Annotated in this window: 34 protein-coding genes; 2 read left to right on the plus strand and 32 right to left on the minus strand. The window is 40.5% G+C overall.

The annotated features are described in order from the left end of the window. Positions 1 to 5: 5 nt before the first annotated feature. From K4422_RS00840 to K4422_RS13530, 17 genes are all read right to left on the minus strand, one after another. The gene (locus tag K4422_RS00840; protein WP_230708593.1) at positions 6 to 3,728 is read right to left on the minus strand and encodes a hypothetical protein; all 3,723 of its coding nucleotides are present in this window, start codon (positions 3,726 to 3,728) and stop codon (positions 6 to 8) included. A 593-nt stretch (positions 3,729 to 4,321) separates the two neighbouring features. Then, positions 4,322 to 4,678 (minus strand): DUF6711 family protein, encoded by a 357-nt coding sequence (locus K4422_RS00845; protein WP_206902167.1) that lies wholly within the window; start codon positions 4,676 to 4,678, stop codon positions 4,322 to 4,324. A gap of 12 nt (positions 4,679 to 4,690) precedes the next feature. Beyond that, entirely contained in the window at positions 4,691 to 9,616 is a 4,926-nt protein-coding gene (locus K4422_RS00850) for a transglycosylase SLT domain-containing protein (protein ID WP_230708595.1), read from the minus strand. A gap of 9 nt (positions 9,617 to 9,625) precedes the next feature. Continuing rightward, complete coding sequence (locus K4422_RS00855) at positions 9,626 to 9,988, minus strand: hypothetical protein (RefSeq protein WP_230708597.1); 363 nt, start codon at positions 9,986 to 9,988, stop codon at positions 9,626 to 9,628. 32 nt (positions 9,989 to 10,020) lie between these two features. Continuing rightward, positions 10,021 to 10,437, minus strand: coding sequence for a DUF6096 family protein (locus tag K4422_RS00860; RefSeq protein WP_230708599.1), 417 nt, complete (start codon positions 10,435 to 10,437; stop codon positions 10,021 to 10,023). 66 nt (positions 10,438 to 10,503) lie between these two features. Beyond that, complete coding sequence (locus tag K4422_RS00865) at positions 10,504 to 10,929, minus strand: phage tail protein (protein ID WP_230708989.1); 426 nt, start codon at positions 10,927 to 10,929, stop codon at positions 10,504 to 10,506. A gap of 10 nt (positions 10,930 to 10,939) precedes the next feature. Further along, positions 10,940 to 11,302, minus strand: coding sequence for a hypothetical protein (locus tag K4422_RS00870; RefSeq protein WP_230708601.1), 363 nt, complete (start codon positions 11,300 to 11,302; stop codon positions 10,940 to 10,942). Beyond that, a complete protein-coding gene (locus tag K4422_RS00875; RefSeq protein WP_230708603.1) occupies positions 11,303 to 11,845 on the minus strand; it encodes an HK97 gp10 family phage protein in 543 nt (180 codons plus the stop codon). Then, positions 11,835 to 12,188, minus strand: coding sequence for a hypothetical protein (locus tag K4422_RS00880; protein ID WP_230708605.1), 354 nt, complete (start codon positions 12,186 to 12,188; stop codon positions 11,835 to 11,837). The genes K4422_RS00875 and K4422_RS00880 overlap by 11 nt, the downstream gene beginning before the upstream one ends. Beyond that, positions 12,169 to 12,492 carry a phage head-tail connector protein gene (locus K4422_RS00885; protein ID WP_442896614.1) on the minus strand — a complete coding sequence of 108 codons (324 nt, stop codon included), beginning with the start codon at positions 12,490 to 12,492 and terminating at the stop codon, positions 12,169 to 12,171. The genes K4422_RS00880 and K4422_RS00885 overlap by 20 nt, the downstream gene beginning before the upstream one ends. Before the next feature lie 37 nt (positions 12,493 to 12,529). Then, the gene (locus K4422_RS00890; RefSeq protein WP_230708610.1) at positions 12,530 to 13,567 is read right to left on the minus strand and encodes a major capsid protein; all 1,038 of its coding nucleotides are present in this window, start codon (positions 13,565 to 13,567) and stop codon (positions 12,530 to 12,532) included. Positions 13,568 to 13,587: 20 nt separating this feature from the next. Next, a complete protein-coding gene (locus K4422_RS00895; protein ID WP_230708612.1) occupies positions 13,588 to 14,250 on the minus strand; it encodes a DUF4355 domain-containing protein in 663 nt (220 codons plus the stop codon). Between the two features lie 117 nt (positions 14,251 to 14,367). Beyond that, positions 14,368 to 14,625, minus strand: coding sequence for a DUF6275 family protein (locus tag K4422_RS00900; protein WP_230708614.1), 258 nt, complete (start codon positions 14,623 to 14,625; stop codon positions 14,368 to 14,370). Continuing rightward, entirely contained in the window at positions 14,625 to 14,807 is a 183-nt protein-coding gene (locus K4422_RS00905; protein ID WP_230708616.1) for a hypothetical protein, read from the minus strand. The genes K4422_RS00900 and K4422_RS00905 overlap by 1 nt, the downstream gene beginning before the upstream one ends. Positions 14,808 to 14,844: 37 nt before the next feature. Continuing rightward, on the minus strand, positions 14,845 to 15,069 hold the full coding sequence (locus K4422_RS00910; RefSeq protein WP_230708617.1) for a hypothetical protein: 225 nt from the start codon (positions 15,067 to 15,069) through the stop codon (positions 14,845 to 14,847). Position 15,070: 1 nt separating this feature from the next. Next, a complete protein-coding gene (locus K4422_RS00915; protein WP_230708618.1) occupies positions 15,071 to 15,256 on the minus strand; it encodes a hypothetical protein in 186 nt (61 codons plus the stop codon). After that, positions 15,231 to 15,365 carry a hypothetical protein gene (locus K4422_RS13530; protein ID WP_268990953.1) on the minus strand — a complete coding sequence of 45 codons (135 nt, stop codon included), beginning with the start codon at positions 15,363 to 15,365 and terminating at the stop codon, positions 15,231 to 15,233. Before K4422_RS13530 ends, K4422_RS00915 begins: the two co-directional genes overlap by 26 nt. Positions 15,366 to 15,433: 68 nt before the next feature. On the opposite strand from K4422_RS13530, the gene K4422_RS00920 reads away from it, so the two are divergent. Next, positions 15,434 to 15,643, plus strand: coding sequence for a hypothetical protein (locus K4422_RS00920; protein ID WP_230708620.1), 210 nt, complete (start codon positions 15,434 to 15,436; stop codon positions 15,641 to 15,643). Here the strand turns inward: K4422_RS00920 and K4422_RS00925 are convergent. The 11 genes from K4422_RS00925 to K4422_RS00975 form a co-directional block, all read right to left on the minus strand. Beyond that, entirely contained in the window at positions 15,640 to 15,777 is a 138-nt protein-coding gene (locus tag K4422_RS00925; RefSeq protein WP_230708621.1) for a hypothetical protein, read from the minus strand. The genes K4422_RS00920 and K4422_RS00925 overlap by 4 nt on opposite strands. A gap of 66 nt (positions 15,778 to 15,843) precedes the next feature. Further along, positions 15,844 to 16,044 (minus strand): hypothetical protein, encoded by a 201-nt coding sequence (locus K4422_RS00930; RefSeq protein WP_230708623.1) that lies wholly within the window; start codon positions 16,042 to 16,044, stop codon positions 15,844 to 15,846. Beyond that, on the minus strand, positions 16,041 to 17,666 hold the full coding sequence (locus K4422_RS00935) for a polymorphic toxin type 50 domain-containing protein (RefSeq protein WP_230708625.1): 1,626 nt from the start codon (positions 17,664 to 17,666) through the stop codon (positions 16,041 to 16,043). Before K4422_RS00935 ends, K4422_RS00930 begins: the two co-directional genes overlap by 4 nt. Continuing rightward, positions 17,650 to 19,077: a phage portal protein gene (locus K4422_RS00940; protein WP_230708626.1), complete on the minus strand. Its 1,428-nt coding sequence runs from the start codon at positions 19,075 to 19,077 to the stop codon at positions 17,650 to 17,652. The genes K4422_RS00935 and K4422_RS00940 overlap by 17 nt, the downstream gene beginning before the upstream one ends. Positions 19,078 to 19,090: 13 nt before the next feature. Further along, positions 19,091 to 20,377 carry a PBSX family phage terminase large subunit gene (locus K4422_RS00945; RefSeq protein WP_230708629.1) on the minus strand — a complete coding sequence of 429 codons (1,287 nt, stop codon included), beginning with the start codon at positions 20,375 to 20,377 and terminating at the stop codon, positions 19,091 to 19,093. Beyond that, positions 20,370 to 21,224 (minus strand): phage terminase small subunit, encoded by an 855-nt coding sequence (terS, locus tag K4422_RS00950; RefSeq protein ID WP_230708631.1) that lies wholly within the window; start codon positions 21,222 to 21,224, stop codon positions 20,370 to 20,372. The genes K4422_RS00945 and terS overlap by 8 nt, the downstream gene beginning before the upstream one ends. 88 nt (positions 21,225 to 21,312) lie before the next feature. Continuing rightward, on the minus strand, positions 21,313 to 22,029 hold the full coding sequence (locus tag K4422_RS00955) for a hypothetical protein (protein ID WP_230708633.1): 717 nt from the start codon (positions 22,027 to 22,029) through the stop codon (positions 21,313 to 21,315). Between the two features lie 81 nt (positions 22,030 to 22,110). Further along, positions 22,111 to 22,677, minus strand: coding sequence for a hypothetical protein (locus K4422_RS00960; protein WP_230708634.1), 567 nt, complete (start codon positions 22,675 to 22,677; stop codon positions 22,111 to 22,113). Positions 22,678 to 22,721: 44 nt separating this feature from the next. After that, the gene (locus K4422_RS00965) at positions 22,722 to 22,967 is read right to left on the minus strand and encodes a hypothetical protein (protein WP_230708636.1); all 246 of its coding nucleotides are present in this window, start codon (positions 22,965 to 22,967) and stop codon (positions 22,722 to 22,724) included. Positions 22,968 to 23,113: 146 nt separating this feature from the next. Then, positions 23,114 to 23,542, minus strand: a complete 429-nt coding sequence (locus K4422_RS00970) for an ArpU family transcriptional regulator (protein WP_230708638.1) — start codon at positions 23,540 to 23,542, stop codon at positions 23,114 to 23,116. 167 nt (positions 23,543 to 23,709) lie between these two features. Then, on the minus strand, positions 23,710 to 23,886 hold the full coding sequence (locus K4422_RS00975; RefSeq protein WP_230708639.1) for a hypothetical protein: 177 nt from the start codon (positions 23,884 to 23,886) through the stop codon (positions 23,710 to 23,712). Between the two features lie 56 nt (positions 23,887 to 23,942). On the opposite strand from K4422_RS00975, the gene K4422_RS00980 reads away from it, so the two are divergent. After that, positions 23,943 to 24,479 carry a hypothetical protein gene (locus K4422_RS00980; RefSeq protein WP_230708640.1) on the plus strand — a complete coding sequence of 179 codons (537 nt, stop codon included), beginning with the start codon at positions 23,943 to 23,945 and terminating at the stop codon, positions 24,477 to 24,479. 135 nt (positions 24,480 to 24,614) lie between these two features. On the opposite strand, the gene K4422_RS00985 is transcribed toward K4422_RS00980, so the two are convergent. Genes K4422_RS00985 through K4422_RS13535 form a run of 4 tightly spaced genes read right to left on the minus strand, consistent with a single transcriptional unit; the run spans position 24,615 to position 26,501 of the window. Continuing rightward, positions 24,615 to 25,427 carry a hypothetical protein gene (locus tag K4422_RS00985; RefSeq protein ID WP_230708641.1) on the minus strand — a complete coding sequence of 271 codons (813 nt, stop codon included), beginning with the start codon at positions 25,425 to 25,427 and terminating at the stop codon, positions 24,615 to 24,617. A gap of 14 nt (positions 25,428 to 25,441) precedes the next feature. After that, a complete protein-coding gene (locus K4422_RS00990) occupies positions 25,442 to 26,176 on the minus strand; it encodes a hypothetical protein (protein ID WP_230708642.1) in 735 nt (244 codons plus the stop codon). Continuing rightward, positions 26,177 to 26,386 (minus strand): hypothetical protein, encoded by a 210-nt coding sequence (locus K4422_RS00995; RefSeq protein ID WP_230708643.1) that lies wholly within the window; start codon positions 26,384 to 26,386, stop codon positions 26,177 to 26,179. Further along, positions 26,379 to 26,501, minus strand: coding sequence for a hypothetical protein (locus K4422_RS13535; protein ID WP_268990954.1), 123 nt, complete (start codon positions 26,499 to 26,501; stop codon positions 26,379 to 26,381). The genes K4422_RS00995 and K4422_RS13535 overlap by 8 nt, the downstream gene beginning before the upstream one ends. Between the last annotated feature and the right edge of the window lie 12 nt (positions 26,502 to 26,513).

Raw genomic sequence — 26,513 nt, forward strand, 5'->3', positions numbered from 1 at the left:
ACAAGCTAAGCTACTTGCAGCACTCTAATCTCGTTTTCTAATGTTTCAACTTTTTTCTTTAGCTTGTTAATTTCTTGCTCGTGTTCTGTCAATATAACGTTGTGATACATACTGATGCGATCATAGGCTAAAGACTCGATCTCACCGTTTTCGTAGATTACGACTTCCGTTAGTTCCTTGGCCGCAAAGTCGTCAGCAATGAATCCATAGTATCTTTCTTTAGCCACTCCATCAGCTAACTCGCCTTTATCCCACCAGCTGGCTGGACTGAGATCCAGCACTTTTTTCGCCTTATTAATAACATCATTAGCGGTTTGGATGTCAGCTTTATACTTTCTCGCAGATGTGGAGCGTCCTAAAATCCCATCTGCCGTGATAATCATGTTGGCTGCTGATGAGTATGTCCGATTGTAGACAGCTTTTGATTGCACTACACGACCACCGTTCAAAGTTGAACCATCTTTGCCAACGCGAAAATCGGCTAATTCAGTTCGACCGGCGTTAAAGTAGATATTGGTCGATGCATCTAAAGCTTGGATAATAAATGCTTTTAGTGCTTTATCGCTAGCTATAGAGATATTCCCCAAAGTCTGCATGTCGTTTCTAAAGAAGCTTGTCCCATCGCTGAACAATTGGATATTCGAATTTTCGTAAGCTGTACCCATCGTGATTGCATCAGAAGTAATATCTACCCTGTTTTTTAAATTTCCGTTTTTTGCTGCGGTCCGAAACTTGGCGTAATCAGGTCCGTAAAACGTTTCATAATCAGCAATCCATGAGCCTTTAGTTTGGTTGGAATTTACGTTGTATAATCCGCCGTTTAGGTACATATGGCGATGTGAGATTCTCATATCCCCGTCATACCACCGGAAATTATAAGCGCCTTGATATGGATCGCCAAAATCAAATGTACCTCTCAGTCCCAAATTATCTGTTGTCATATTTAACCAACCAGAAACATTTAATGTACCAGTATTGGTGGTGATAGCAGATAATGTATTTGCTACGACTTTTGAAGCGTCGAGATTAATGATTTTTGCACTGCTAATTGATGCATTTTGAATTTTAGCATCGTTAATAGCTAGATTTGCAATCTTAGCATTCGTGACAGCCAGGTCTCCGATTTTTGCGGTCACAATTGCTGCATCGCCGATTTTTGCGGTGTTTACAGCAAGATTTGCTATCTTAGCATTCGTGACAGCTAAATCTTTAATGTTAGCTGTAGCGATTACCGCATTGTCTATTTTAGTTAGACCAGTGATCCAGACTTTCTCACCGGCTATTAAGACGCCTTCAGTTGATAGATTAATCTGATTAATGACTTCGCCTTTTTGGACTCTCAAATTAATTTGGTCTGAAAGTTGTGTGATTTGAGAGGCAGTCGCCAAATCTTCAGGCGCTGGCGTCCAATCTGGAATTATACTTCCCTCGACAAGAATCGGGCTAGAAAAGCTAAATGTTCCTCCACCAGCATTATATATTCTTCCTAAGATAACTGTCTTCACTGAATTGCTTGGCGTCTGAGTCCATTTAACCCAATATTTTTTCCATTCTGTTGTAAGATTAAAAACTGCTTGACCATCAGAGCCTGCACCTATATACCCTGTACTTGTTTCAGTTTTAGTCACTGAATTAGGATTATAAAGGTATGCTCTCAATACTTTGCTAGCTCCAGAAGCTTTTGCCCAAAAAGATAACGTATATTGATTTCCGCTCATTTGAGTGGTTGTCCTCCAGGATATAGTATCTGCATATCCTGATCCTGGTTCATCAATTTCAATTGTATAATTCCCCAAAAATGTTGGCGCAGAAATAACTCTCGCTGCTAGACTCAAACTAACTCCATAGTCAAAGCGTGATGAACCTCTGAGTAAGTTTCTCGTACCATTTTCTAAAATATTTAAGTCAGTCACAACACTCGTAATCTGATCTGCCAACTGTGTTACTTGTGATTGGTTAGCTTTAGTAGCCACAGTGGTGACTAATCCATCAACAGTTGCCTGCACACTTGTTAGTGCAGTAACTGTTGCCATGTCTTCCGGAGCCGGTGTCCAGTCAGTAGCTTTATTGCCTAACTCAAATTTTACGTTTTTTATGGTCGGGATTCTACCGCTATCATACGTGCCATAAAAAGCTAACAGTGCTTGTGATAAAGACATATTGCTGTTTTTAGGCTTAAACGTCACGGAATATCTCTTGTATTCAGTAGTAGCATTTATGGTAGTTATGCCAATATCATATCTTGTGCCTGAGCCATTTTGTGAATAAACATTAATGTAACCTGAAATTTTAGACTTCAGGTCAAAGCTGATTGTGTAGTGTTGGTCTAATCCATACTTGTCAATTAGCGGTGCCATATCCCATGCAGGGCTGTTTACAAACTCTCTTGAGCCTGTAAGTTCCGTTGTAGAATTTAAGAAATAGTTCCGTCCACCAACCTCTATACTGGCAACGTCCTGCTGCACGCTACTCAGCGTCAGGTTAAACTGACCAGCCTGCAATTCTAAAGCACTAATCTTAGTCGATTGACCGTCAGTTTTTGTCACCAGACCAGCAATCTTATCATACTGCGTCGTCAGCTCTGCAGTATGACTAATCACTGTCTGATCAATTGCGTTAACTTGCGTTTGATTTGCCTTTTGCGTGATTGCTTGGGCATTCGCACTAATTGACGTGCTATGCGTGTCGACAGTACCCTTTAACTGATTAAAAGTTGTTTGGTCTACCTTGACCGATAACTCTCCGTTAATAGCGTCAATGTCAGCAGTAATATTGGTAATTGTGCCCTCAAGCTCCGTAACAGTGCCTAATATATCGTTTGCCTTTACCATAGCAGCTTGGGCATCTGTTACAGCATTAGCTGACTGTTCGATGGCTAACTGTGCTGCCTGGTCAACCGCCTGGACTATCTGTCCTAAATTGGTAACACCAGCGACTGCCGCGTTAGCATCTTCTATAGCCTTAGCAGATTCCGTTTTAGCTTCTTCTGCTAATTGTTCTGCAGCTTCTCCTGCTGCCTTGGCTTCTTCAGCTGCCGCTTGGGCCTCTGCAGTCTCCTTAACTAAGTCCTCGATCATGTCTAGCAATTCTTGATTTGGCGCAGATGAAATTTGTAATTCCCAATCTTGCACACCATCTGTTTCAACATATTGCCAAATCTCAATGTCTTTACCAACTTTTTTAAACCATAAATCTCCAACCTTGGGATTTTCTGGTTCTGCATCATAATAATTGTGATTCCAATCGTTTGAGCTAAGAATTGATTCAAGCCACTGAACTTTTTGATTTAACGTTCCACGGTATTTCGTGGCATTTCCTGAGACAGAGTTAGTAGTTGCCTTTGATTCAGCAGATAAACCACCGTTAAAGTTCATACTGTACGATAAATTGGGAACGGAATACTGTTTACCGTTTCGATCAGTAACGTATATCCAATCACCAGCTTCTAAAGGAGGACACCCACGCCATTTCAATTCAAACGGAAAATAGTTAATAGATTTGACTAACTCCCACATCTGATTTAAAAGAGTTTGGGTCATAACCTTGTTTTCTAATTCAATTTGAGAACCGGTCGTTGTTCCAACTTTTAAAACATCGGTTTCTTCTTCACCAATTCGTACTGTAATGCCGCCAATTTTGTAGGAATTTTCGTTTTTGGTGAAACCCTTGAGTAAGTAGCTTTCGGGAGTGATACCAAATTCTGTTGGTCGAAGCCGCCGGATTTCCAACTCCCCATCTCGATTGAAGCTGGCAAAGCCACCCTCAAACTGAGCAATAAGTCCAATTGCTTGTCTAAATGTATATCCTTCTGGCTTTTTAATTGCTCCAATACCCAAACTGGCAAAAGAAGCTTGATTGACTTCAACACCTGCTAGGTTGGCAATTTCTAAAGCAACCTCTCGATACGGTTTTGGATAAGTCAATTTCGAATCGTAAGCACCTTCAAGATAAATCATTTTGTCATTTGCGGTAATAGTTGTGACATTCGCATTTCGATCACGGTTAAATTCGGTGATATAAAAATGGCCGAGTTTTGAAAAATGATACTCTCCATCAACTAATATGCCGAGTTCTGGAATTACTTCCAAATCCTCCTTGATAGTTTCGATTATTGACGGAAAGCTTAATGTCACCGAATTCATATATGTTGAACCGATTTGATAAACTTCACCAGATATACTGCCAGAATCAAAAGAGAGTGAGGAAACATCCTCACTCCCATACGTTGTTTTATCTACCTTTACACGAATAGATAATTGTCGTGCCGGACTTAGCCATGCCTCTTTTACTGCATCGCTAATTGCAAGCATTCCCTCACCCCCTATTTTTCAATAAAACTCATTGTTAGACCTTCCCATTTGGGGAGTTTATCATTCCAAGAATAGCTTGGAGATGTTCTATCTCCAACATAGCATGTTTTCGTCATCATTCCGCCAGACATCGGGTCTGGATAGGTAACACTAAAAAAGACCCCCATGACCGCATTTAAGATCGTAGAAATCTCGTTATCAGTCAAAGGACCCCATTCAATATCCATTTTCCGCTTGGTGGTGATATAATCCCGGACCATATCACCATTAGCATTTCGGCCAGAATCTCCATCAACTGCCTGGATTCCGACTGAAAATTTCTTTGGAGTCTTGAGTCTGACTCCATTGACACTTAGATAACCAGCCATCTCTCAACCTCCTTAGATATTCAGCTCGGTATGTCCAAGCTGTTGATGGTATTTGTTGATCTCTTTGACAGCTATGCGACCAAACTCTTTGCCGCCAATGTTGATGACGATATCGCCGTTCGGTTCTTGAGTTGGCGTTGCTCCCATGGCAGAGATAGCATTCATCAACGTGGTCACCATCGCTGATGTGAAGTCTTGCATCCCGCCGCCTTGGTAGTTCATTTGGTCGTTATTGCTGAAGGTACTATTCGATGGTGCAAAGCTTGGCTCTTGGAAAATTTCCGGCAAGGTCAAAGCCGAACCAAACATATCCAAACCTAGGTACTCAATGGCCTGTTGAATCAATTCAACTGCTCGTTGCGGTTTTTCAAGCGGAATGACCATCTCTTTCTTATTACCTTCACCCATTCGGTAAAGTCCATCTTGTGTGACGAGACCACCGTTTTCGTATCCAACACCGCGATAAGCGTTAGCTAATGATCCGTAACGGCTTAACGCGTACCGCATCGAAGCCAAAATATTAGACAACGGATCCCAAATATTTTTATTGTAAGGACTACGAGCATAAGACCTAAAAGTTGGATCTATCACTTGCATTAGCCCCTTGGAAGGTGTGCCATTGATAGCATTAATATCCCAATTGTTGATTGCATTAGGATTACCATTTGACTCTGTTTTCATTTGATATAACGTTCTGTTGGCGTTCCCGACAGAATAGATACCTAACATTTTTAGAGCTTTATTTACGGTACCTCGCCATCTTTCTACACCACTACCTTGGTTTGCAATTTTTCCACCTTCAGTCCCGAAGTTTGCACCTTTCTTAGCGACATCATTTGCACCCAGCGACCCGTTAATATGGAGATGGTCATAGTGATCGTTGTCTGGCCATCTTGTCCACGTTCCACTAGCTCCAGTGCCTGACATTCCTTTTCTATCGCGAACTTTACCTTGAGTAATGACGTACGCAACTTGTGAAGGAAATTGTTCAAACGCGTAGTTAGCTGGTCCAAAATATGCTCTCGAGCCGTTCATGCTGGCTGGATAAGCAATATCAATCGCCATATGCTTTCCGTGTGAATATGGATCGCCATTTCGTTGACCCGAAGTGATTACCATTCCGGGGAATCGTTTCATCGTTTTCTGAGCAACATCATAAAGGTATTTGTAGACTCCCCAGCCGCCCATCGAACCATCGTGACTGCCATCTCCTCCACTTAAGCTTTCTTGATACGTTTTATATCCGGCATCGAATTTAGATTTAACCCAATTGTATGCCCCTTCAGCGATGGTACCGACAGACCCTTTAGCCATCGACAAACTTGGTTCAACAGCATTTTTCAAATTAACAAATTTTGAAACTGCAGCATTGAGAAGTTTCTTAGGATTAGAAGCATACGACCAAACATCAGATGCAATTTTTTTAGCACCATTCCATTTTTCTTTAAACCAATCACCAATACCACTAGCATATGCTGGAATCCCATACATAGCAGAAGTTTTGGGACCGCTTAAAACAGACGTTCCGGCTGGTAAGTTCACCATTAAATTTCTTTGTGCCGGGAAGATGCCAGTGCGACCATCTGGAGTCCGGAATGCTTCACGGTAATTATTGCCTAAGCCATCATTTACCATCGCTAATCCACCAGGATGATACCCAGTTCCCCTTGCGTATTTAGGTATGGTCCATAGAGTCAATTTGCTCTTTCCAGCTCCGACTTTTCCTAAAACCCAGTTTATCCCGTTAATAACACCATTCATCGCTTTACCGACAACGCCAACAATTCCATTACCAATTGATGCCGCGGCATTTTTTATAGATTTCACACCATTTCGTAAACCTTTAGCAATTCGTCCAGGCAAATCCGCTGCCCACGAACCGATTTTTCCAAAAACATCAGAAGCGGTTTTCTTCACGCCTTCAAGTGACGTTGACAAATTAGAACGCAAAGTTCGAAAAGCACTTGAAGCGCGATCACGAGCTTCACCAGATTTAGTAGTAACTTTGTCTTTCACATTGTCCCAAATCGTCTTAGTTTTAGACCATGTTTCGTTCCAACGATCAGAGACGTTGTTCTTCAATTCTCTAATACGACTTGATGCATTATCTTTTGCACTACGCGATTTATCGGAAACTTTTGAAGAAAAATTATCCCAAGTTTCCCGTGTATTTTTTTTGATATCAGCCCAACGGTTCTTCACATTGTCCCAAATCTCTGAAGCTTTTGTTTTGACGGTGTCTTTCGCACCATTCCAAGTTTTTGAAGTCCATGTAGTGACTTTCGACCATGTGTCCGATACTGTTTTTTTAATTTGATCGAATTTCAATGAAATTAAATCGCCAAGATCAGAAATTGCTTTTTTGGGATTTTTAACGGCATCTGCTACAACATCAAGAATATCGCTTAATTTCTTTAAAACCCGAATAAAGAATTCGAATTGTTCAATAATTAAAAACTTGGCAATTGTGATCAACGGTTGAAGGACTGTGTCCCAGAACCACTTGAAAATTGGTTTCAGAATCTCAATCACTTGATTCAGTACATCTAAAGCTCCAGCAAGTAATTCAAAGAATTTTGGAATATAATCTTCAATCACAAATCCTGCGAAAGGTAGTAAGACATTCTTATATAGCCACTCTAGCCCATCACCAATATTCTTTGTAATCGGTCGAATAGATTTTAACAGCTTATCAATAGACTTTAATAGCGGTGTAAAATCTAACGTTTTTGCCCAATCAGACGTCGCTTTCGTCATACTATTGATATTCCCTAGTAAATCGTCTACAACATCTAAGATTGTACCGAAGATTGATTCTCCAGTTTTTCCCTCTTTCCAAGCTTTTTTCAATTGACCGGCGAGATTTCCTACCGTGTTAAAGATGTTGGTAAAAATTTCTAAGATATTTGCAGCTATACTTTCGCCACGACCGTCATTCCACGCATTACGAAAAGCAACAGCAATTTCATGAAGTAATTCAAGGATTCGGTTCCACATATCAAAAATGGATTGTATCAGCCGTGTTCCTCGTCCGTTATCTTCCCATGCCCGCTTAAACGCTCCGGCAATATCGCCAATAATGTTTAAAACATCTGCTAGAAGAATGAGTAAGTTCTCAATGAATAACTGTCCTGTTCCGTTTGTCCATACTTCCATAAATGACTTGCCAATTGCTGAAGCTAAACCAATCACTTCGCCTAACGCATATTCCCACGCATCTATTACTTTCTGACCTTGATTTTTCCAAGCATCTTTAAAAGGTTTGAAAAAGTCTTTTAGCAGTCGCTGGATATCTAACATCCATTTTGGTGTTGTGTAGGTACCTGTGGCTTTGCCAAAATCTATGCTTGGGGCTTTGTTGTCAAGTGATGTATCTTTTTTATCATCATCATCAGAATCAAGATTCAGCTTGTTAATCTGATCAAACCCCATTAATGATTTTTGAAACTTTTTAACCTTTTCTTTGGCTTTATCCGCTGATGATCCCGTATCTTCTAACGCCTGCACATTATCATAAAGACTGCTTGCACCTGCTTTTGCTGCTTCGTAATTTGTCCCAAAAACGCCGGCAATAAATGAAGCAAATTGTCCTGTTAATTGAGCAAGGGCTGACATTAAAGCATTCACTGCCGGTAGAATTGCGGTATAAATCGGATAAAAAGCTGTCATTAAATTGACTTTAATCTGATTCAATGAGTTAGCAAATTGATCATTCGTTTTTAGCGCAGAGAACATACCGCCTGCTAATGCCCGGATGGCTCCGCCAAGCAATTGATATACAACTAAGGACGGTAACAGGTATCGCATTGATTGGCCAAAAGCATTGGTACTATTCATCATTTGATTATTGCCAGCTGTAACTTTTTTGGATGAATTAGAAAATAGACTTCCGAACTTTCCAATGAATCCAAGTGAAGATTTTAGTCCATTTCCTATACCCCCAAAGCCGTGAGAAACAGCATTGGACATTCGATTAAAGACACCACCGTATTTGGAAACGGCGCGTTCAGATTGTTTTAATCCAGTGCCTGTTTGAGCAGCACCATTGGCGGCTGAACCCGTCTGGATAGAGGACTGACTCATAGTGTTGTTGATACGAGCTAAAGCTTTCCTGAGCGATGTAGCGCGATCTTCAGTTTGAGCATATTCTTTTTGCAAACGATCATTGCTACTGATTAATTTCGCCATTTTTGCAGACTGCTTCTCTATTTCAGCTGATGTTTTTAGCGATTGTGGTGTGTCTTCAGAACCGGTAAATCCACTACTGAAACTACCAACTGGCTTTCTTTGCTCTGCATATTCTGCTTTCAGGGTTTTAATTCTTTTCCGCATTGCTTCGATTTGGCTTTCGTTTTGAGCCATTGATTTCGTAATGGTATCCAGTGACTGTGGAACAGCATCGAATTCACGCTTGATAGTATTGGCCATCCCTTTTGCCTGGTCTTCAAACTTTGACATCTGAGCTTGAGAGCGAGCGATTTGTTCGTCATATTTCACTACCTTGCCAGTATCTCCAGCAGAAGAAGCTGATTGGCGTTGTGATTTCAAGTATGCTACTTTTTCTTGAGCTGCCTTTGCTTGACCCATCTTGGCATTGATCTCATTGACCATCGCATCGATTTCCTTAGTTACTTTAGGCCGAGCGTTCCGAATTCCGGATGAAAAATTATCACCAACCTGTTCACTCGATTGCTTCGTTGTCTTTTCAAAGTTAGACATGGTTTTTTCTAATGTTTGATTCATTTTATCGAGTTGCTTAGAAAAATTACTGGTGCCTTTTTCGATATTCATGTTCTTTTCAGTGCGATCCATTGAATTGCCAGATATTTGCTGAATACGATTCATCGCGCTTTCGATTTGTGGTAAAACTCGTTCTAAAGATTCCTCTACTCTGGCAGTGTTAACATCCAATAGAACTTCAAGAGTTTCCAACTCCATATTTCTCACCTACCTTTCTTCCAAAAGTTTTCTCCGTTCACGGGTTGCTTTGATGGCTTCCGCCTGAGCCAAGAATATTTCTTGTTCTCGAGACATTTTTTCCTGTTTCAGCTGTTCTTCTGTCTTCTCCTCTTCTACCGCATCCCTAATTTGATTTAGAAATGGATAAGCCTCCTCGAACTTTGGAAATTTCTTAGGATCGTTAAAGGCAAATACTGCCAAGCGCTGTTGCGAATAGTCGAACAAAGCTTGTTCCCGCAACTCATTTTCTTTATTCTTTTTATTAGCAGCAACCTGGATCATGATTTCTTCTAGCGTCATTTGCCAGTAATCTACTGCTGGAATACCAGCTTCAACAGCTTGGGGATACATATGATCCAGTAATTCTGATAAGGTGTTAAATGTTACAGCAGGCTGTCCGCTTCCGCTGCGGGTTCCTGATCCAAAGATTCCCCATCTGTCGCTTCGCTGTCTGTTTCTTTCTTTCCGAAAAAACCTTGTTCGTCCAAGAATTCATTAATATCGCCAAATAAATCCATAGTAGTTTTCCCTGACTCGATATATTTTTCAAAAGCTTCAACAATTGTTTTGTCAGTAACCCCAGACGTTTTATTTGCTCCCTGAAGAATAATCAGCAAAGTATTTGCAGGTGGCAATTTGATTTCACCTTGCTTTTTAACAAATAGACCCATGATTCCTTCGTCTAAACGTTTTTCAATATTTAAAATTGCTTTCCCGTCCAAGCGCAGCTGAAGTGTCAGATCACCTAACTGGAAAGTTGTTGTGTTTGGCATTTGTACGATTTTGTTTTTTGCTGGCATTTATTTTCCTCCTAAAATGGTAAAAAATAGAGACCAAGAAATATCCTGGTCTCAAAATTTGTTTTATTATCCTTCTGGTGTTTCTGGTGCGGGTGTCATAGTTGGACCATCACTTACAACGACGCCTAAGTTAAATCCAACAGCTTGGTTAACTTCCACACCATCAAATTTGTAATACGGTTCACCTTTAAACTCAGATTTCAACCCATCTGGGAACGTAATTGTCCATTCAACCGATTTACCAGTTTCCACCAATGTGTGGATATCGCGGAAGTTATCACCCTGATAGATGATGGCGAATTCTAAATTATCTGTATCCTCGATACCTTTAATATATGCTTTTTTAGGTGATCCCAAGTGAGTGACATCGACTTTTTCAGGATCGGATCCCAAAGCTGGAATCGATTTGACCGCTGCTACAGTTTTGCTTGTTGCGCCATCCTTATATGTTAAGACGGTACCTTTTGATAATAGACCTGCAAAATCCATAATTTAATTCCTCCTATTTCTGATATACGTATTTTGTTATATTGTCCACTACAGCTGATACCTCAACGATTACTCGTTTCAAATCAGCTGTATTTGCATCTTTTGTAGTGCCAAAAAAACCAATACCACCAAATGTGTCTAATACACTTCCTGCGATATTGGTTAAGCTTGTTGTTCCATATATTTCAATTGTTATTGTCCACTGCGTCTGCAGTTCTTGTCCAAGTGCATCGACTTGATAAGGTTTACTGACAGTTCGATAGATTGCTGTTGGAAAAGTAGTCCAATTCGATGGATAATCAGTAGCAACTTTTTTGATCTCGGGAACCGACTTTAGGACTTCAACTGTCACAGATTTCATGTTGATAATTTCCATCTATTTCAGCTCCTTCAGTCGTTTTTGTACATGTTCCTTGTAGATATCTGGTGCTTGCTCCACGATTTCCTTCAAGGACGGATACAATGCAGGCCGGGCTGGCTGACCGCGGGTTAGGAAGAAGCCTTTCCCTTGGATTGTAATCCGAGGAATACCGTAAATAGCTTCTAAATCTATCTCAACTTCGTCAACCGGAATAAACCATGCAGAAGTTGAGTAGACAGGAGTAATCCCTTCTGGCAGATCTTTCTGACTTGCCTGACCAACTGGCCCTGTACCAAACTCGCGATACATAGCTTGCTCTTTGTCAGACCAGATTCGCCCAACAATTTTCCCTTGAGCATTGATCACTACTTCATTTTTGAAACTACCAAGCAATTCACCACTACTATATTTCACACTGGAAGCAATCCGAAGCTCTGTTGCTTGCTTGATTAATTCAGTAATTTCAAACGTCGCATCCCACATCGCATCTTCAAGGATTTTCGGTGTAGCCTTCAGCTTTCGACGCAAGCTGTCCATTCCCTTAATCTCAACTCCCATTAGAAACACCTCGCTTTTTCAGCGTGATATTCAGATGAGTAGAAAAAGGTTGAATCGCTACAATCTCATAGTCTGGCTCCTTGTCCTTTGAAACGTACATACAAATGCCGTCCTTTTCGTTCTGCCCGACTTTTAGCTGGTCTCCTTGATACTTGCATGTCTTGACGTAAGGAAGGCTCTCACCATAAATCTGAGCCATTACTTGACCACCAGCCGATTGAACATTCATTTGCAATTTTTTGGGGTCCTCCGAGTAGGTGATTACATCATTCCCCTCATCGTCAGAAGTAACTTTTCGATGTTTCAACCAAACCGTTTGAAGCTCACGCTTTCTTAGGCGCATAACGCTTGACCACCTTCCCAACACGATAACGCCGCAAACCAGATTGAATATCTGGAGGGATATCGATAATGAAAGTCTGAGAAATGCCTCCTTCACTACGAGAAGCCTCCCCCTCATTTCCTTCACGATTCCATGTAATCACAGCTAATTGGCGAGCATAGTAGTACAAAGGGGCCACGATACTATCAACATCTCGTCCAGTAAAATCGAGGACGAGGATTAAAGCATCCTCGATTAGACCTTTTAGCTTAGCTTTCTCATTCTCGTCACTAACGCCTAAGCGGATTGCTAAGGAATCAGTCATTTCTTTCAGCTTTTCCTCATCCATCAATTAGACCTCCTTACTCTCCGCCAGTGCCGCCAGAAACCGTCACAGTTGGCACATAAAGTTTATGCTTGAACTGTACGATACGAATGTTTTTAGGTTCATAAACCCGTTCCCAGTTTGTCCCCGTTGCTAATTCCGCATTCGTAGGTGAAGAACCCGCAACAGATTTATTGGTAAATTTTACGCCGCGAGGGTGCAATAAGAAGTGTTGACGGTTGATTAGGATGTCATCCCCAGCCAAAGCATCACGATCCGTCTCAGTCGGAACTGGTGCAGCGCCATTACCCAGACCAATTGCACCTGCACCGAAAATGTAAGAAGTAAAAGTATCGCCAGCAATAGGCATTCCATCATCTACGATTACACGTTTACCCATATAAGTTGGAATCTTACTGTTATCCGATGCTAACAAGAATTCAATTAAATTTTGTTTCCGTAAGCTAGCATACACAGAAGAGTGCACAGCAAGTGCAGTTAATTTTTCTTCGGAATCGCCCAGTTTATATGATGCATCAATAAAAGTTTCGCCAGTAAAGGCTGCAGCATTGCCAGTTTCAGCAGAGATATCTAAAGAGTTTCCAGTCATTTTAGTGGACGCTGCTCCGAACACTCCTTTTAGCGTAGATAACAAAGTAACTTGTTGGCGACGTGCCCAGTACGCTGCTACTAAATCACCAATAGCACGCATTGGATCATCACCTGATAGCGCCTTTGCTAAATCATTTGCTTTCCAAGCTTTACCACGCATTAGTAATGCAGCTTGGTCTTGACCAGAAGTAATTTTGTCAGTTTCTAATGGATCAGTATCTGATAACACCTCATCTTCTCCAGTTAAATCTGACCAAAATGGCATATTGATTAACTTACCACCAGCTGTGGCTAAAGCGTCTAATTCTGGATCGGCCACGACAATTCCGGATTGGTACAAAGCTGATAATTCTGCAGTACGTTCAATTACATACTTATTAAAGACTTCTGGGACAATTACATCTTCAATTTTTGTCTTAGCAGCAAAATATTGAAGGTCCATTTTCATTTTTAATTGAGTCATTCACTGTTCCTCTTTTCTTATTATTTTTTGGCTTGTTGCATTAATAACTTCGCACGTTCCGGATCCTCTGTTAAAATCCGGCCTTGCTCAGTTAGATTGAAAGATTCTTCCGACCAAGGATTGTTGTTACCAGCAGCAGATTGATGACCATTTCCTAAAGGTTGATCAGCCGAATTGGCTAGACGTTTGTTAACCTCAGCTTGCACAGCCTCATCAAATGAGCCAGTAGCTTTTGCAAAGGCATCTTTTACCTTTTGATAGGAATTGTTACATGCATCTGCATCAGAAAAGTTCAACAAATCAGTCAGTTCAGCAGGTAGATTATCTTCAGTCAGTTGGACAGTAACTTGAGCTCGTAATTCTCTTGCAGTGATATCAGCCTCACGCTTCGAAAGAGCATCTTCGCGCTGTTGTCGCTCATACTCGGACTTTTGATCTTCATTCATCTGCGCCAGTTTCTCAGCCTCAGTCTTTGCCTGCTGAATTTCCTCGTCTTTTTTCTGAACAATGGCTTCCGTGGCTTTCTTTACCTCTGCAGCGATAATTCCAGCCATTTCAGCACGGGTGAATTTTCTTTCTGGCGGATCCTGTTGTTGATTTTCATCATCAGCACCAGTCTCTTGTTCGTCGTCTTGTTCAGCAAAAAACTGCAAATTCATCGGCAATTTAAATAAGTCTTTCATAGTATTTCCTCCGGCGATTACGTCGCTACTCGAATCTCGTTTTACGCCCGGCGGCGAGACAGTTCAATATTTAACGCCCCGAAAAGTAGAGGGCAAAATAAAAAAGCCCAGTAATTATTAGGCCTTTATACAGCGATTTTCAAATTTCTTGTAGGCGTCAAAGTAAAATTCATCTTTATCACCATTGTATGTGATCTCGTAATACATGCCATCACTAATCGTTGTTGAAAACAGTGCTTTACTATTTTGCAGTGTTTTACAATGCCATACCATAAAGACGTCGAAAACAATTGGTCCATCTGATTTATCCAAGTGCTCCTCAACGTATTTTTTCACTTCACTGATGCAACGTTTAATAAATTTTTGAGAATCCACTATTCCTTAACCTCCCTTAACGCGTAGCCTGCTGTGCTGGTGTTGTTAAATACTGTCTGACGAGTTACACCTGTTGCTTTCCCTGTATATGAAAAAGAGAATCCGGTAGTTGTTGGTCTAAAATTTGTTACATCATTAAAGTGATAGGTTTGTCCGTTATTTGTGAATACAATCAATTCCATTTTGCAAAATCCTCTCTTTTGATAAATAGTTTTTTCTTTATACTTCCATTTCTGAAATGAGTTGTGATTTAGCTACTTCCATCATACCAATCGCATTTAGGGATGTACTTTGAGTATAGAAGGTAGAGATAATACCATCAGGATTCACGCCGACTACAACAATACTGTCAGCATTTTCAAAGAACTCTTTTGATTTATCCATAAATTCTTGATTGGTATCACCGCGCTCTTTTTTCTGCTTAATCAGGTTAAAATCATCCATTCTACTTCCTCTTTCTTAAGTGACCTTCCACTGACACAGTAATAATCAACTTTTCATTCATCACTTCTGGGATGTCAATTTCAGACATTGCTTTCTGAATTGCATCTGCTTTGGAAGAACAGGTCACGAAAGTGAAATCCTTCCAATGATTCCAAGCATGGCTAAAAGTTACTTTGAATACATTCATCTGACTTCTCCTTTCTATCTGGAGGTTTCTTTAGTGGTAACACAAAAAGACCGACTACCTCTCGTAAGGTCATCGGTCGCCAAGGGTTATTCAATCTTTCATCATTCATTAGAATACCTCCTTAATTTTGGGTATATAATACTATTGAATTGGTCGAGAGCTGAAAGGAGTCTGCTAATGCCAAAAAGAATTACTGTAACATCTGAAAATGACAATGGAAGAAATACAACCTTCCATGATAATTTTAAGAATAAAGATATGACTAGATCGCAATTTGTTAAAGAAATCAAACAAGGTAACTACGACAACTATCACGTTCGCAAAATTAACGGAGTAGAAACTCCAGTCTCAAACCCTGACAAGTCTGAGAATAACAATCTAGACTAATTATCGCTTTTCTCGACCAATTCTACTTTTATTTCCCCATAGCTGATTACATCGGAATCACTGATTGATACTAGAAGGGCGCCTTCTTTGTCAGTGATATTAACTTCATTATATTTTTTCTCTCCAATCTGCATAAACTTGTATCCTCCTTTCATTTTGAGTACAAAAATAGCACTCAATCACTGGATTGTGACTGGGTGCTATTCAATGATTTCTATTGATTCGATTTCGCTTTCGTTAAAACTCACATAAGGATATTTGTCTGTTTTAATTGTGATTTCATCATAAAGCTCATCTTCGGTATCCATTCTACCAGTGAATGTATTACAAAATCCCGTTAATACTTGACCGTCAACAAAAGTAACTTTCAATTTTTTGCCTAAATACTGTTCTAAATTCATGATCTATTACCTCTTTCTTTAACTGGAACAATATGTGTGCGCCTCTTCGAATGGTGTATTTTGAAAGTATTTGTCCCTTTACTTTCTGATTTGCTGACTGCTGTTCCTTGAAACTCTTTGGTCGAAATAATTTCGGTATTTCTTCGACGGCCTCTAATATCTCTTTCCAGAGTCCCTATCCCGGCATACTTATCGAACAACGCCTGAACATCAGCATCATCTTCAAAATAGCTTTTCCCTTTTCCAACAGTTGATTTCATATGTGGTGCTTGCTTTTCGGGATTTAGTTTAGAACCCCAACGCCCATCTAAAAGCCGCCGTTTCACATACAAATTATCTTGCAGCTGATGCCAATCCTCACTATTATTATACTTTATTTCTTGGTATTCATCCAATGAAGATGGCAAATTAGGGTGCTTTCTGCCAAGCATTTGCTTCATTTCTCTGTACTTAATATTATCTTTCGACCGGTTCAGAATCATTTCCTTATGTTTGAAAATTTCTTCATCAGAATACGATTCACGAAGCTTGTTGATCCAGTCCTCGTAGGTGGCTCGCTGTGGTAAATCAAACGTCTTCCCGCTGATTGGGTCATTGGCAATCCTCATTCCCGCTGCGGTTCGTTTGCCAAAATCAGCAATGGCAATCGTTCTACACCATGGATGGAACGGAGGATAGTTTCCTGCTGCCCCATTCACAACGGCTTTAGATACTTTGTATCGCTTGTTCTCTTTCGACTTCGACTGACAAATGCTAGAAGTGCGAAAGTCCAGAACCACTACTAACCGGTAATACTCCACCCCATTATCAACCCAAGATTTCAACTTAGCTTGATTCGCCATATAATTGGCTTCAGTTCGGATCAATCGTTGCGCTATCCCAATGGACGTATTAAATTCTTTAGAAATGGCTCGCACCATCTCTTGCTGACTCATACCGGTGAGTGCTTCAACGGTAAAAAGCTCCTCTAATCGTTTGGCCAGCTTGTCCGTATCATTCCAGATTCTCTTAGAATAATTCGATCCGTGCCAATGGCTCTCTAGGATGTTCCGAGTTTCTTTGGTGGAAAGTTGTTTGAATTCATGCTGGGCGTTTTCCCAGTCTGACTGGTTCCAGATTTCTAGCTGTACACCCTTAGCCTCTAAGCTCTGGATAGCCACATTAGCTTGCTCTCGTTGGTAGGCTTTCTGAATGGCGTCCACGAAATAGTCCGTAGACTCACTCAGCTGGACATCAGCAATCTGACGAGTAACAAGGTGGGCCTTTGCTTTCAAGTCCTCCTCCCTAGTGATACGGTGTTTCATCGCTAAAGCATCCAGCCGCTTCTTAGCTGATGCTTGAATGTTCGGATCACTGATATTCTTCGCCAATCGCTGAAGCTCGACCAGCTGTTCAACCGGCACGGTTTCATTTAGTAGCGTTTTGAGTTCAGCTTCCTCATAGCCTGTCTTCGCTTGAGCCCGTTTGAAAAGCTTTTTGGCTTTCTGGGTCATATATTCCTGAGCTTGGCGATATGCTGATACAATTGTCTTTTCTACCTGCTTTGCACAGTCGTTAATGGCTTTCTCGTCTTCAAGAGCCCGGCGCTGCCAGTAAGATAGCTTATTACTCTTCTTCGCCATTTACCTCACCGTCTTCTTCATTCGGTTCATCATCTAAATCACTATGGCTATCATCAGCCTGAGAACCCATGGCCTTTTGCTGAAGAGCTATAGCTTCCTCTTTTTCGAGATTTAGTTGCTCTAGCACTTCATCCACATCTGAGATATCAGGTAACCACGTTAGTAAGAAACGCAAAGGCAAAATGCCAGCATTATACGCTGATACAATCTGACTAATCGTGTCTGAAGTATTAACTGGCAGATTCGGCTTAAGCTTAATCTCTACCCCAGTCACATCCACTTTAGGACCTTTAAGGTTTTGGATATTGGCGAAGATTTCAAGCCGTTGACGCAAACCCTTAATCATGTATCGGGATTTCACTGACATCAGTTGCAGAAGTCCGAAAAGCTTGTACTTCATAGCCTCACCGCTAACATTGCCAGCAAAGTTTTCATCGTTCATGTTTGGAACATAGGTCACTTTATGGAAATCGTCCAGGATCGCATCTCGTAGCATAGAGACGTTGCTTTCATTCAGTTCCTTGGTCAAATATCCAGCGGCAGTTTCGGATGGAGTTCCGGTAACTTGAAGCATCCTTTCTTCCATCAATGCTTGTCCATCTTCATCATCAAGCATGAATCCTTGAATAAATAGAATGGCATCCACAAAAGCTTCCTTGTCATTCAGACGATCTGATTGAAGAAGGTTATAGGCATCAATCAGGCTGATAGCCTGTTCGAAGTCTCCCTGTTTCTCCTCGTTATTTCGATACTCGATTACTGGGACACGGCCAAAGTAATGCGGTAGAGCCTTAACAAATGTGTATCCACTCTGCCCTTCTGTGTCAGATTTAAAGGTGATAATTCGGTTGTCGTTGTAATACTTGTACAAATAATGGTCGATGCCACCTTCCAAATCGTAGACAGGTTGGACGTGTACCGCAAAGAGTGGATTCTTGTCGATGGTGTCATCTGTCACGAGAAAAATTCCTCGCGGGTCAATGCAGCGGACATCTGTCTCAGTTTCTGTCTCTGATACTTTTCGTAGGTAGATGAGCTCATAGCCGACTCCGAAAGTCGAAAGATCCTTTTCCAACTCGGTATCATGACTAACAATATCGATTCGGTCGTACTCCTCCAAGATAGACGAGATATCATTTCCCTGAGAAGCACTGTAAGCGATAGGGTTTCCCACCATGAACCCGACATTCATATCCACCACGTACTTTGCATGATTAATTAGAATTTTATTGTTTGGTGCTGAATCATCCTCTTTTGTGCGATTCAAAATTTCCTGCTTGCCATCATAATAGTTCGACAGCTTTTCAAGCCTTGCTTTGTTATTCAGATGCTGTGCCATGCAGTAGTTCAATAATTCTGCTGACGGATTATCCAAATTACCAGCAATTTCTCGATTAATTGCAATTGCCATTTTCTCACCTCTCTTATAAACCTTTGATTTTCTTGCGAACTTTCGCGACTCTTTTGGCCATCTCGTCTTCCAGCGAATATCTAGTTGCATCAATCGAGTGGTTGTTGCGATCCGGATACGACCCTTTTAGGTTCCCGTTGGAATCTCGATCGACCTCGTAAGTGGTAAATTCTCTTTTGGTATTGGGGCAGCGATAAGGATCGATGATTATTTCTTCTAAATCTTGAAGCCACTTAATACCATGCTCAATTGAGCCTGGGCCTTTTTTGGCTTTCTTGATTCTCAGTCCTAGGCTTTCAAATTCGCTGTTCGTCCTAGGCTCTGCGCTGTCAGCAGTAACAAAATCATTGCTAGGATTCAGCTTCTGGATAGACTCGACTGCTCTTCTGTTTGAAAGACCGACTTGATGAACCTCACCGAAGATATACAACCTTAAGCGAGTTTTGTCGTAATAGTTTTTTGTGTAGTGCATCGGGTCCCCGGCATAGCCATGATCGAGACCGTGATGGATCTTATCGAACGACGCAATCTCTTCATCAGTGATTTTCCGCACTGTGATATTTTTGAACACTTCAGCGCCAGTACCCGTTACATCTCCTAAATACTCATGCCGCCATTTGGTCTCATTTGTCTTTCTAAGGTGTTCCGCCTCTTGAATGAACAATTCTCCTAGCCACTCTTTAGGGACGTTCCTGTAGTCGCTGTGATGGACAAAAACATCATTTCTAATCTTTTGAGATTGAATTTCTAAGTTAGTCCAATTCGTATTAGATTCTGGCGGGTTGAAAGAGTAGAAAATCTTAATTCCAGCACCACCACGACCAAGCGATTGAATGATCGTTCGAAGTTCGGCCATTGAATTAAACTCATCAACTTCCTCAAACCAGATGAACTTAGCGTAACCACGACGGAATTTACTAGCCTTTACCTTCTTAGGTTTCTCAGCACCTTTAAAAATAATTCGTTGGCCAGTCTTAATTTTAGTGATTCGCAATGGTTTGATTGATGCATGATACTCATCTGTCAAACCCAAAATGTCAATGGCCCACAACATTTGCTCGTAGACTGATTCTCGCAACGTTTCAGCGACTTTACGCAATACCACAGCATTTGCATTAACATCCTTTTCAATACCGAGTATGATCTCAACAGAGATTGCTGACGACTTTGTAGAACCACGGCCGCCTTTGAGCCAATAAGACGAATTCAGACCATCTTTGACTGCCTGGTGAAATGGATAGAAAGAAGGTGCTAAAACATCGGTAAGTCGCACATTTTTTTGAGTGATAACTTTAGCCATTCTCTTCACCTTCTTGTCCCTGGGCAGTGATGTCGTCAATGATATTGATCACTGTGCCGCCGTCATTCTCGTCACCATCTTTGTTAATCAACGCCTTAGTGGTCTGGGCTTTGGTGTGGTCTGTCTGAGCTTCAATCAATACTAGACGACGTTTGTTCAATGCGATTTCTTCCAACTGTTTGATGGCTTTCTGAAGTTGACCACTGACCCTGGTCAGTGCATCCTCAATTCTGAGAACATCATCAATCTTCCTGGTCTTGCGCTCCTTGACTTCTGTAAGAACCAATTCAGTATTTCCTTTTTGTTTAGTAGATTCCATGATTGCAGTCCTACCACGAAGCTCTTGCAGATATTCCAGCTCAGATTCATTCAGACCTGCTTCAGCTTTCTGAATTCGTTTCATCATCCTTAGCTGCCGAATTTTCAAAAGTCGGACTTCTTCAGTCATCACAAAAAAAGGATCTTCGCTCATTGTTGAGTAAAGGTCCTTTTCGTCATCGCTCATAGTTTCAAGAAAAATTGATTCATGCTCTCCAGTGGTAACGGCATTCTTGTTGCCAGCTGGGGCAGAAGCTTTCGCATTGCCTTTGTTACCGACAGCATTCTGATTTCCTAATGGAGCTCCACTTTTATTAGAAGTACTCCCTTTGTTTTTGGGAGTACTCCGTTCATTTGATTGGAGTACTCCATTTAATTTATCTTTCCATTTGTCTTTAAACTTCCAAGCAGAGATTGTCTTTTCCGGAACATCTAAAAAAGAGGCAAGCTCACGATTGCTTACCTCTCCATTGCGTTCTATAAAAATTTTTAATGCTTGATCTCTGCGAGGATTACGTTGCCTTGCCATGCATACGACACCACCTCACTATCAGTTTGTTGAGTTTTGATTTTGAAAAATGAAAGCAGTTAATATCTACACATCAACTGCACGTGTTCTATTTTAAACTCATAAATCTTTCGAAGGCTTCTTCATCCTGAATAAGTTTGAAATATTCAATATCTCGTTCATAAACTAGTTCGTTAAGATGTGTTTGATTTTCTTTTTGTTTTCCACTAATCATATTGCTTGTCAATTCAGTTAATGGTTCTCCTATACCTTTTCTAAAACTAAAGCCAAGGGTTTGTAATACAGTAAGTGTATTAACTGTTAAGAGTGGTTCAAGAGCCTCAATACTTTTCACAGTTTCTTCCATTTTTTTGATTTCTTCCGGATTATTAGGATTGGAAACTCTTTTTACAAAATCTTTAAAAGCGGGTAAAACAGTATCAACTATATAATCAATATCCTGATTCCCTAATTTTTGTGCTGCTAGCTCATCGCGGTAGGACTTTGCAATCATCTCAGCCTCTTGCTTATCATCAATCAGTTCTGAAATTATTTCAGTTAAACCATTGATAGTTTTATCTTTATCTCTATCAGCTTTTAAAGCTCTGATTGTAGCCGTTACTGAAGTTGCTGTGTTTTTTACCCCAACCTCCGCAAGACGTACGCCTAAATCTACAAGTGTCGAATCCATCAAATTTACCTCCATATCGTCTTTTTTAATATTATAACAAAGTTTTCCAGTAACTGATAAGCCGACTTTCCCCCACCCCTCCGAAACGAGAGATTTACACATATAAAAAACCTCCTCAAACAAAAAGGCAGCCACTGAAGTGTCTACCTCCTTTTCTTAAATAAAAGCAATATCCAATTGGACACTGCTTTACAAGAACTTAATATTAATAAATAACTATCCTCTAGGAACAGTTTCATATTTGGAATTCAATTCCAGATTCACCCCGTCGCCCAAAAGATTTATATAAAAAAGTTTATCTGTTTTTCCAAGTATTTCCATTCCAATTTCAATTCTAACGTCTTGGGCTTTATTCATATATTCTTTACGAATTTCATCAATTATTCCTCCATAAAGACCTACCATAGAAATTTTATTGCCTGGCAGCACAGAATGAACTACCCCAAATTCACCAAAAAAAGGACTATCCCCTTGATATTCTATATTTTTTTTAATATCTATAACTCTACAAGTAAAAACCTGCAAGTACAGCGGTTTTTCGCCGGTGTTTATCAATATAACTTCGTGATTACCTTCGACAGTATTTTGCAATGTCAATGTCCACGTCAATTTATTTCCATTTTGTGCTAACCATAGAGATACTATTACAGCTCCGATAGTTCCGATTGAAGCTAACCATGTTGCCAATAATGTAGAGTACGAACTACTAAAACCAAATACCATAACTACTAATATACTAGTAGCAACGATTCCTCCAAAAAATCCATACCAAAAGTTTTTCATAATTACCTCCGACCTTGATATAGACTATTTTATCAGGAAATAGGCTAGTTGTGTAAAGTCCCTCGACAAATTCTAACAATCTCAAAGTTTCCCCAGCAAGCTTGATCTAAAAATTGACCTACGCCTAATCCTTTCGCTCGAATGGCCAGCTGAACATCGGTAAAAGCAATAGATAGACCGTATCCTACTAAATCAACAATAATTCCTTGATGGACGCCAATCGGTAATCCACAAAAAGACTCCTCTACAATCACGGAAACAATATCTCCTGGTAACAATTCATTTTCCATATATCCTCCAACAAAAAAGCAGCCACCAAAATGATGACTGCTTCGTTTTATTAATTATTTGATAATACTAATTTACCATGAAATTTGACTGTTGCGGTCCGGAAAATGACCGCAAAACGACCGGCAAACGTCTGCGAATGGTCTGCTTACTCAAAAGATTTGGTAATAGGGTTAACTAATCTTTCAGTCTCTTCCTCATGAACCAACAATCCAACTTTATCACAAAATTGGATAAATCCTTTTTGACTTTCCTCTGATACAAAAGATTTTCCAGCATAGATTTGTTCGCAAATTTCTTTAACACTGTGACCATAGACATATCGCAACATAAATAATTGTCGCCGACGATCAGTGGCATCTTGCCGAAGCGGATTGCTAATGGCAAAATATCCTTGGCCAAAAATCGAATGGAGTTCTCGATATTCTGGCATGAATTGTTCGCGTTCTATCATAAAGCGTTCAGCGTCACCAGAGTATTCGCTACTGGTACTTGCAGGCATTGCGCTAAAAGATTGGGTCATTTTTGGCATCCTGTTTTTACCGACTTTCTCTCGTGCTGCACCGTAAACTGTCATGAACGTTTCAAAGTTTTTTCTGGTGGCTCGCATATCCACCTCAAGAATGTCTGGAGTTTGATACTTAGAAACATCAAAAAGCGCCATGTTAACTGATTCCCCCTGTCGCTGTGTGTTATAATATTTTTGTCGAAATATTACCCAGTGGCTGGAGAAATCCGGCTTTTTTATTTGTTTTTCCCTTGCCGATTTCGTATCTCTTCGGCAACTTTATTTACTTTTTCCACAGCGACCTCATACTCATGAACAACATCGCCTCGTTCTGCATATAGGAATTCTTCATTTGTATAGTTCAATGCCGCTGCTAAAGCGATCCATTCTTCAGCTGTTAGATCATTTTTCATTTAAAGTCTCCTTAATTGTTTAACTATGATATGATAATTACATTGAGGTGATATAGATGCTACTTGAAAGATTTTTTTCTGAATTCTTTTTTTCTGACACATTTGAAATAATTCTTAACATCCTTACAACCGTTGGTACAGTAGGAGCAGTTATACTATCCCTGTATTATTCAAAAAAAGAGTCTCGAGAGCGATATGAACTTGACAAGAAAGAACAAGCTACATGTATCTATGCAACAAGCAAACTGGATGATGCTTGTCTTGTTGTTGAAATATATAATACGTCCAGAGTTCCTATTCACGATGTTTTTGTCATTAGTGTTTTAAACAGCTCTAAACTAACATTAGCTGATCAAATTAGTTCGCATGGATATATCAAGCACATAGAGATTGTGCCACCTGGAACAAAAACAATTACTATGGAATCTAGAGGTTCATCCATGGGAGGCAAACACGATGTACCAATCGTCTTTTTCACAGATGCAAATAATAATGAATGGGTACTGGACAACAAGTCTCAGCTTCATAAAGCACCAAATTATGAGGAAAAAATAATTATCGAAAAATTGAACTATCATCCACCCTATCTTTAAAAAGTTGCCTACTTTGGCAACTTTTTCTTTTTATCATTAATCAGAATTCACTCGAAACTCAATCGAAAATCAGCAGATAAAAACGTTGATACATCAGCATTTTGCATAGATTTCAAAATTAAGTCAAAAGAAAACTCACTGATAATGCAAAATGTATTTGGTTTCAACTTGCACTTTTCGGCCGCCATACTCATCAATGATGACCTCTGCCTGTAACTCATTAACCTCGGAAGCCATTTTGAAATCTTTTGTCAGATGGATCTCTTTTTCGTTTGAACAGATTTTTACAAAAGCTTTCCCAATGATCACCAAAGTAGCAGTATCTCGATCTAAAATAGTTTCCTCTTGCTTCGTATCTCGTGGCAGCGAGACTTTTTCATCAACCGAAGAACTTTCAGTACGTTCTGCTTGCTTAATCATATCCGCCATTTCTTTCGCCTTACGTTCTCTTTCTTCTTGGGAAATATCAGGCTTATCACTTTTTGAAGGATTGAAGCGGTTTGGGGCCGGTTTTGTTGAAACAGGTATCGACTCCTCCACTGGAAGAGCATCTTCAACATCATAGTAGCCAACCCACTCTAAATATTTCTTGATAGCCCCCAATGCTTGTTTCGCCTTTGCAGGTGGCATCTTTTCATTGATAAATTTTTCTGTATTGGCAATAGCTGACGGATTAATCTTGCCGTCAATTAGTTTCATAACAAGCTCAAGGTGCTTTTGATAGACAGTCCAGGTATTCTTTTTGTAGCCTCTATCCTGCAAAAATTCATTGATCAACTGACTTGTAATCTCTTGGCTCACTTTCTCAACTCCATTCTTCTTAACTAACTCATTTCCGTTTCCAGTGGATACAACCAAGGTATACTCCTTAACCAAGACGACGGTGCCTCGAATCACACCGCCGCCTGGTCTGCAGGAAGCTCCTTGGACAACGTCGCCTACTTTCATCTCAGTCTCCTAACTCAATACGGATCTTCCTCATCATCCTCAGAATCAGCATCTTCGTTCTGATTTTCGGCAGTTTCGTTATCAGAATCAGCAATTGCGTTCCCAGAATCGTCCGGTTCGTTCTCCCCTTCATCAGTCGGGCTTTCTTCGGATTCGTCCGGTGTTTCGTCCGGCTCCTGGTCGGTAGCAGCAAAGGTAATCTCATCCCGATGTTCGTCCCAGAAATCCGCAAACGGAGCAAAATACTGGCGAGCTTTTTCGATATCGTTCAGCAGGGCGCTATCACTCATTTCATAACTATCGGCAATTTCACCAAGATCCTCACCGTCCTGCAGGCGCTCGATCACATCCCTTGGATTGATGATGATATTCGGTGGCAGCTGCAGAATCTTAGCCGCCATGATATACTCATCCACCAATTCTTTGTCGACTTTTTTCCGGACTTCCTGGATATCGATATTCCCTTTGCCATCCACATCCAGCTGTGTCTGTTCAGTCGTTTTGATCTCGGCAGTTCCGTCAGGATTGACAATCCACTCTGTTACCGGAAGGTTGGTACTGCGGTCGATTTGCTGAGTGTAGCTGTAGCTGTCTGGCAGAATAGATACCACGACAGTTTTGCCGGACAGCTTCCGGAGATCATCCAACTTCCCATCTAGAGAGTTATTTTTGATTTCAAGAGTGATCTTAGTCAGATCCTCATTGGCGATGTTGATTGATTTGATTGTTGGTTTGAATTCTAGTGACATTTATTCTTCCTCCGTTTCGATAGTGTAAATCAGTTTTTTCTTACCGTTCATGTCGATGCTGCTGCAACGACTAATGTTAAATTGGGCTTCTTTCCCCATTTTGATTAACCCTGCGATAAAGACGATTTCAAATAAAATCTGTTCTTTATGGGGCAGCCCCTCCCACTTAGCCATAAGATAATCTGTGAATTCATCTGACTTTTTACTCATCTTCCTCCTCGCAGTCCTCGCACGTTCGTGGATATCCAGGAGCTTCAAAATCAATATATTGGCCACAAACCTGACAGGTCAGACCTTCTAAAATGTCGTCTACTGCTTGTCCCATAGTTAAGTCCTC

The organism is Enterococcus sp. SMC-9 (assembly GCF_021011285.1).
Lineage (GTDB): Bacteria > Bacillota > Bacilli > Lactobacillales > Enterococcaceae > Enterococcus_C > Enterococcus_C montenegrensis.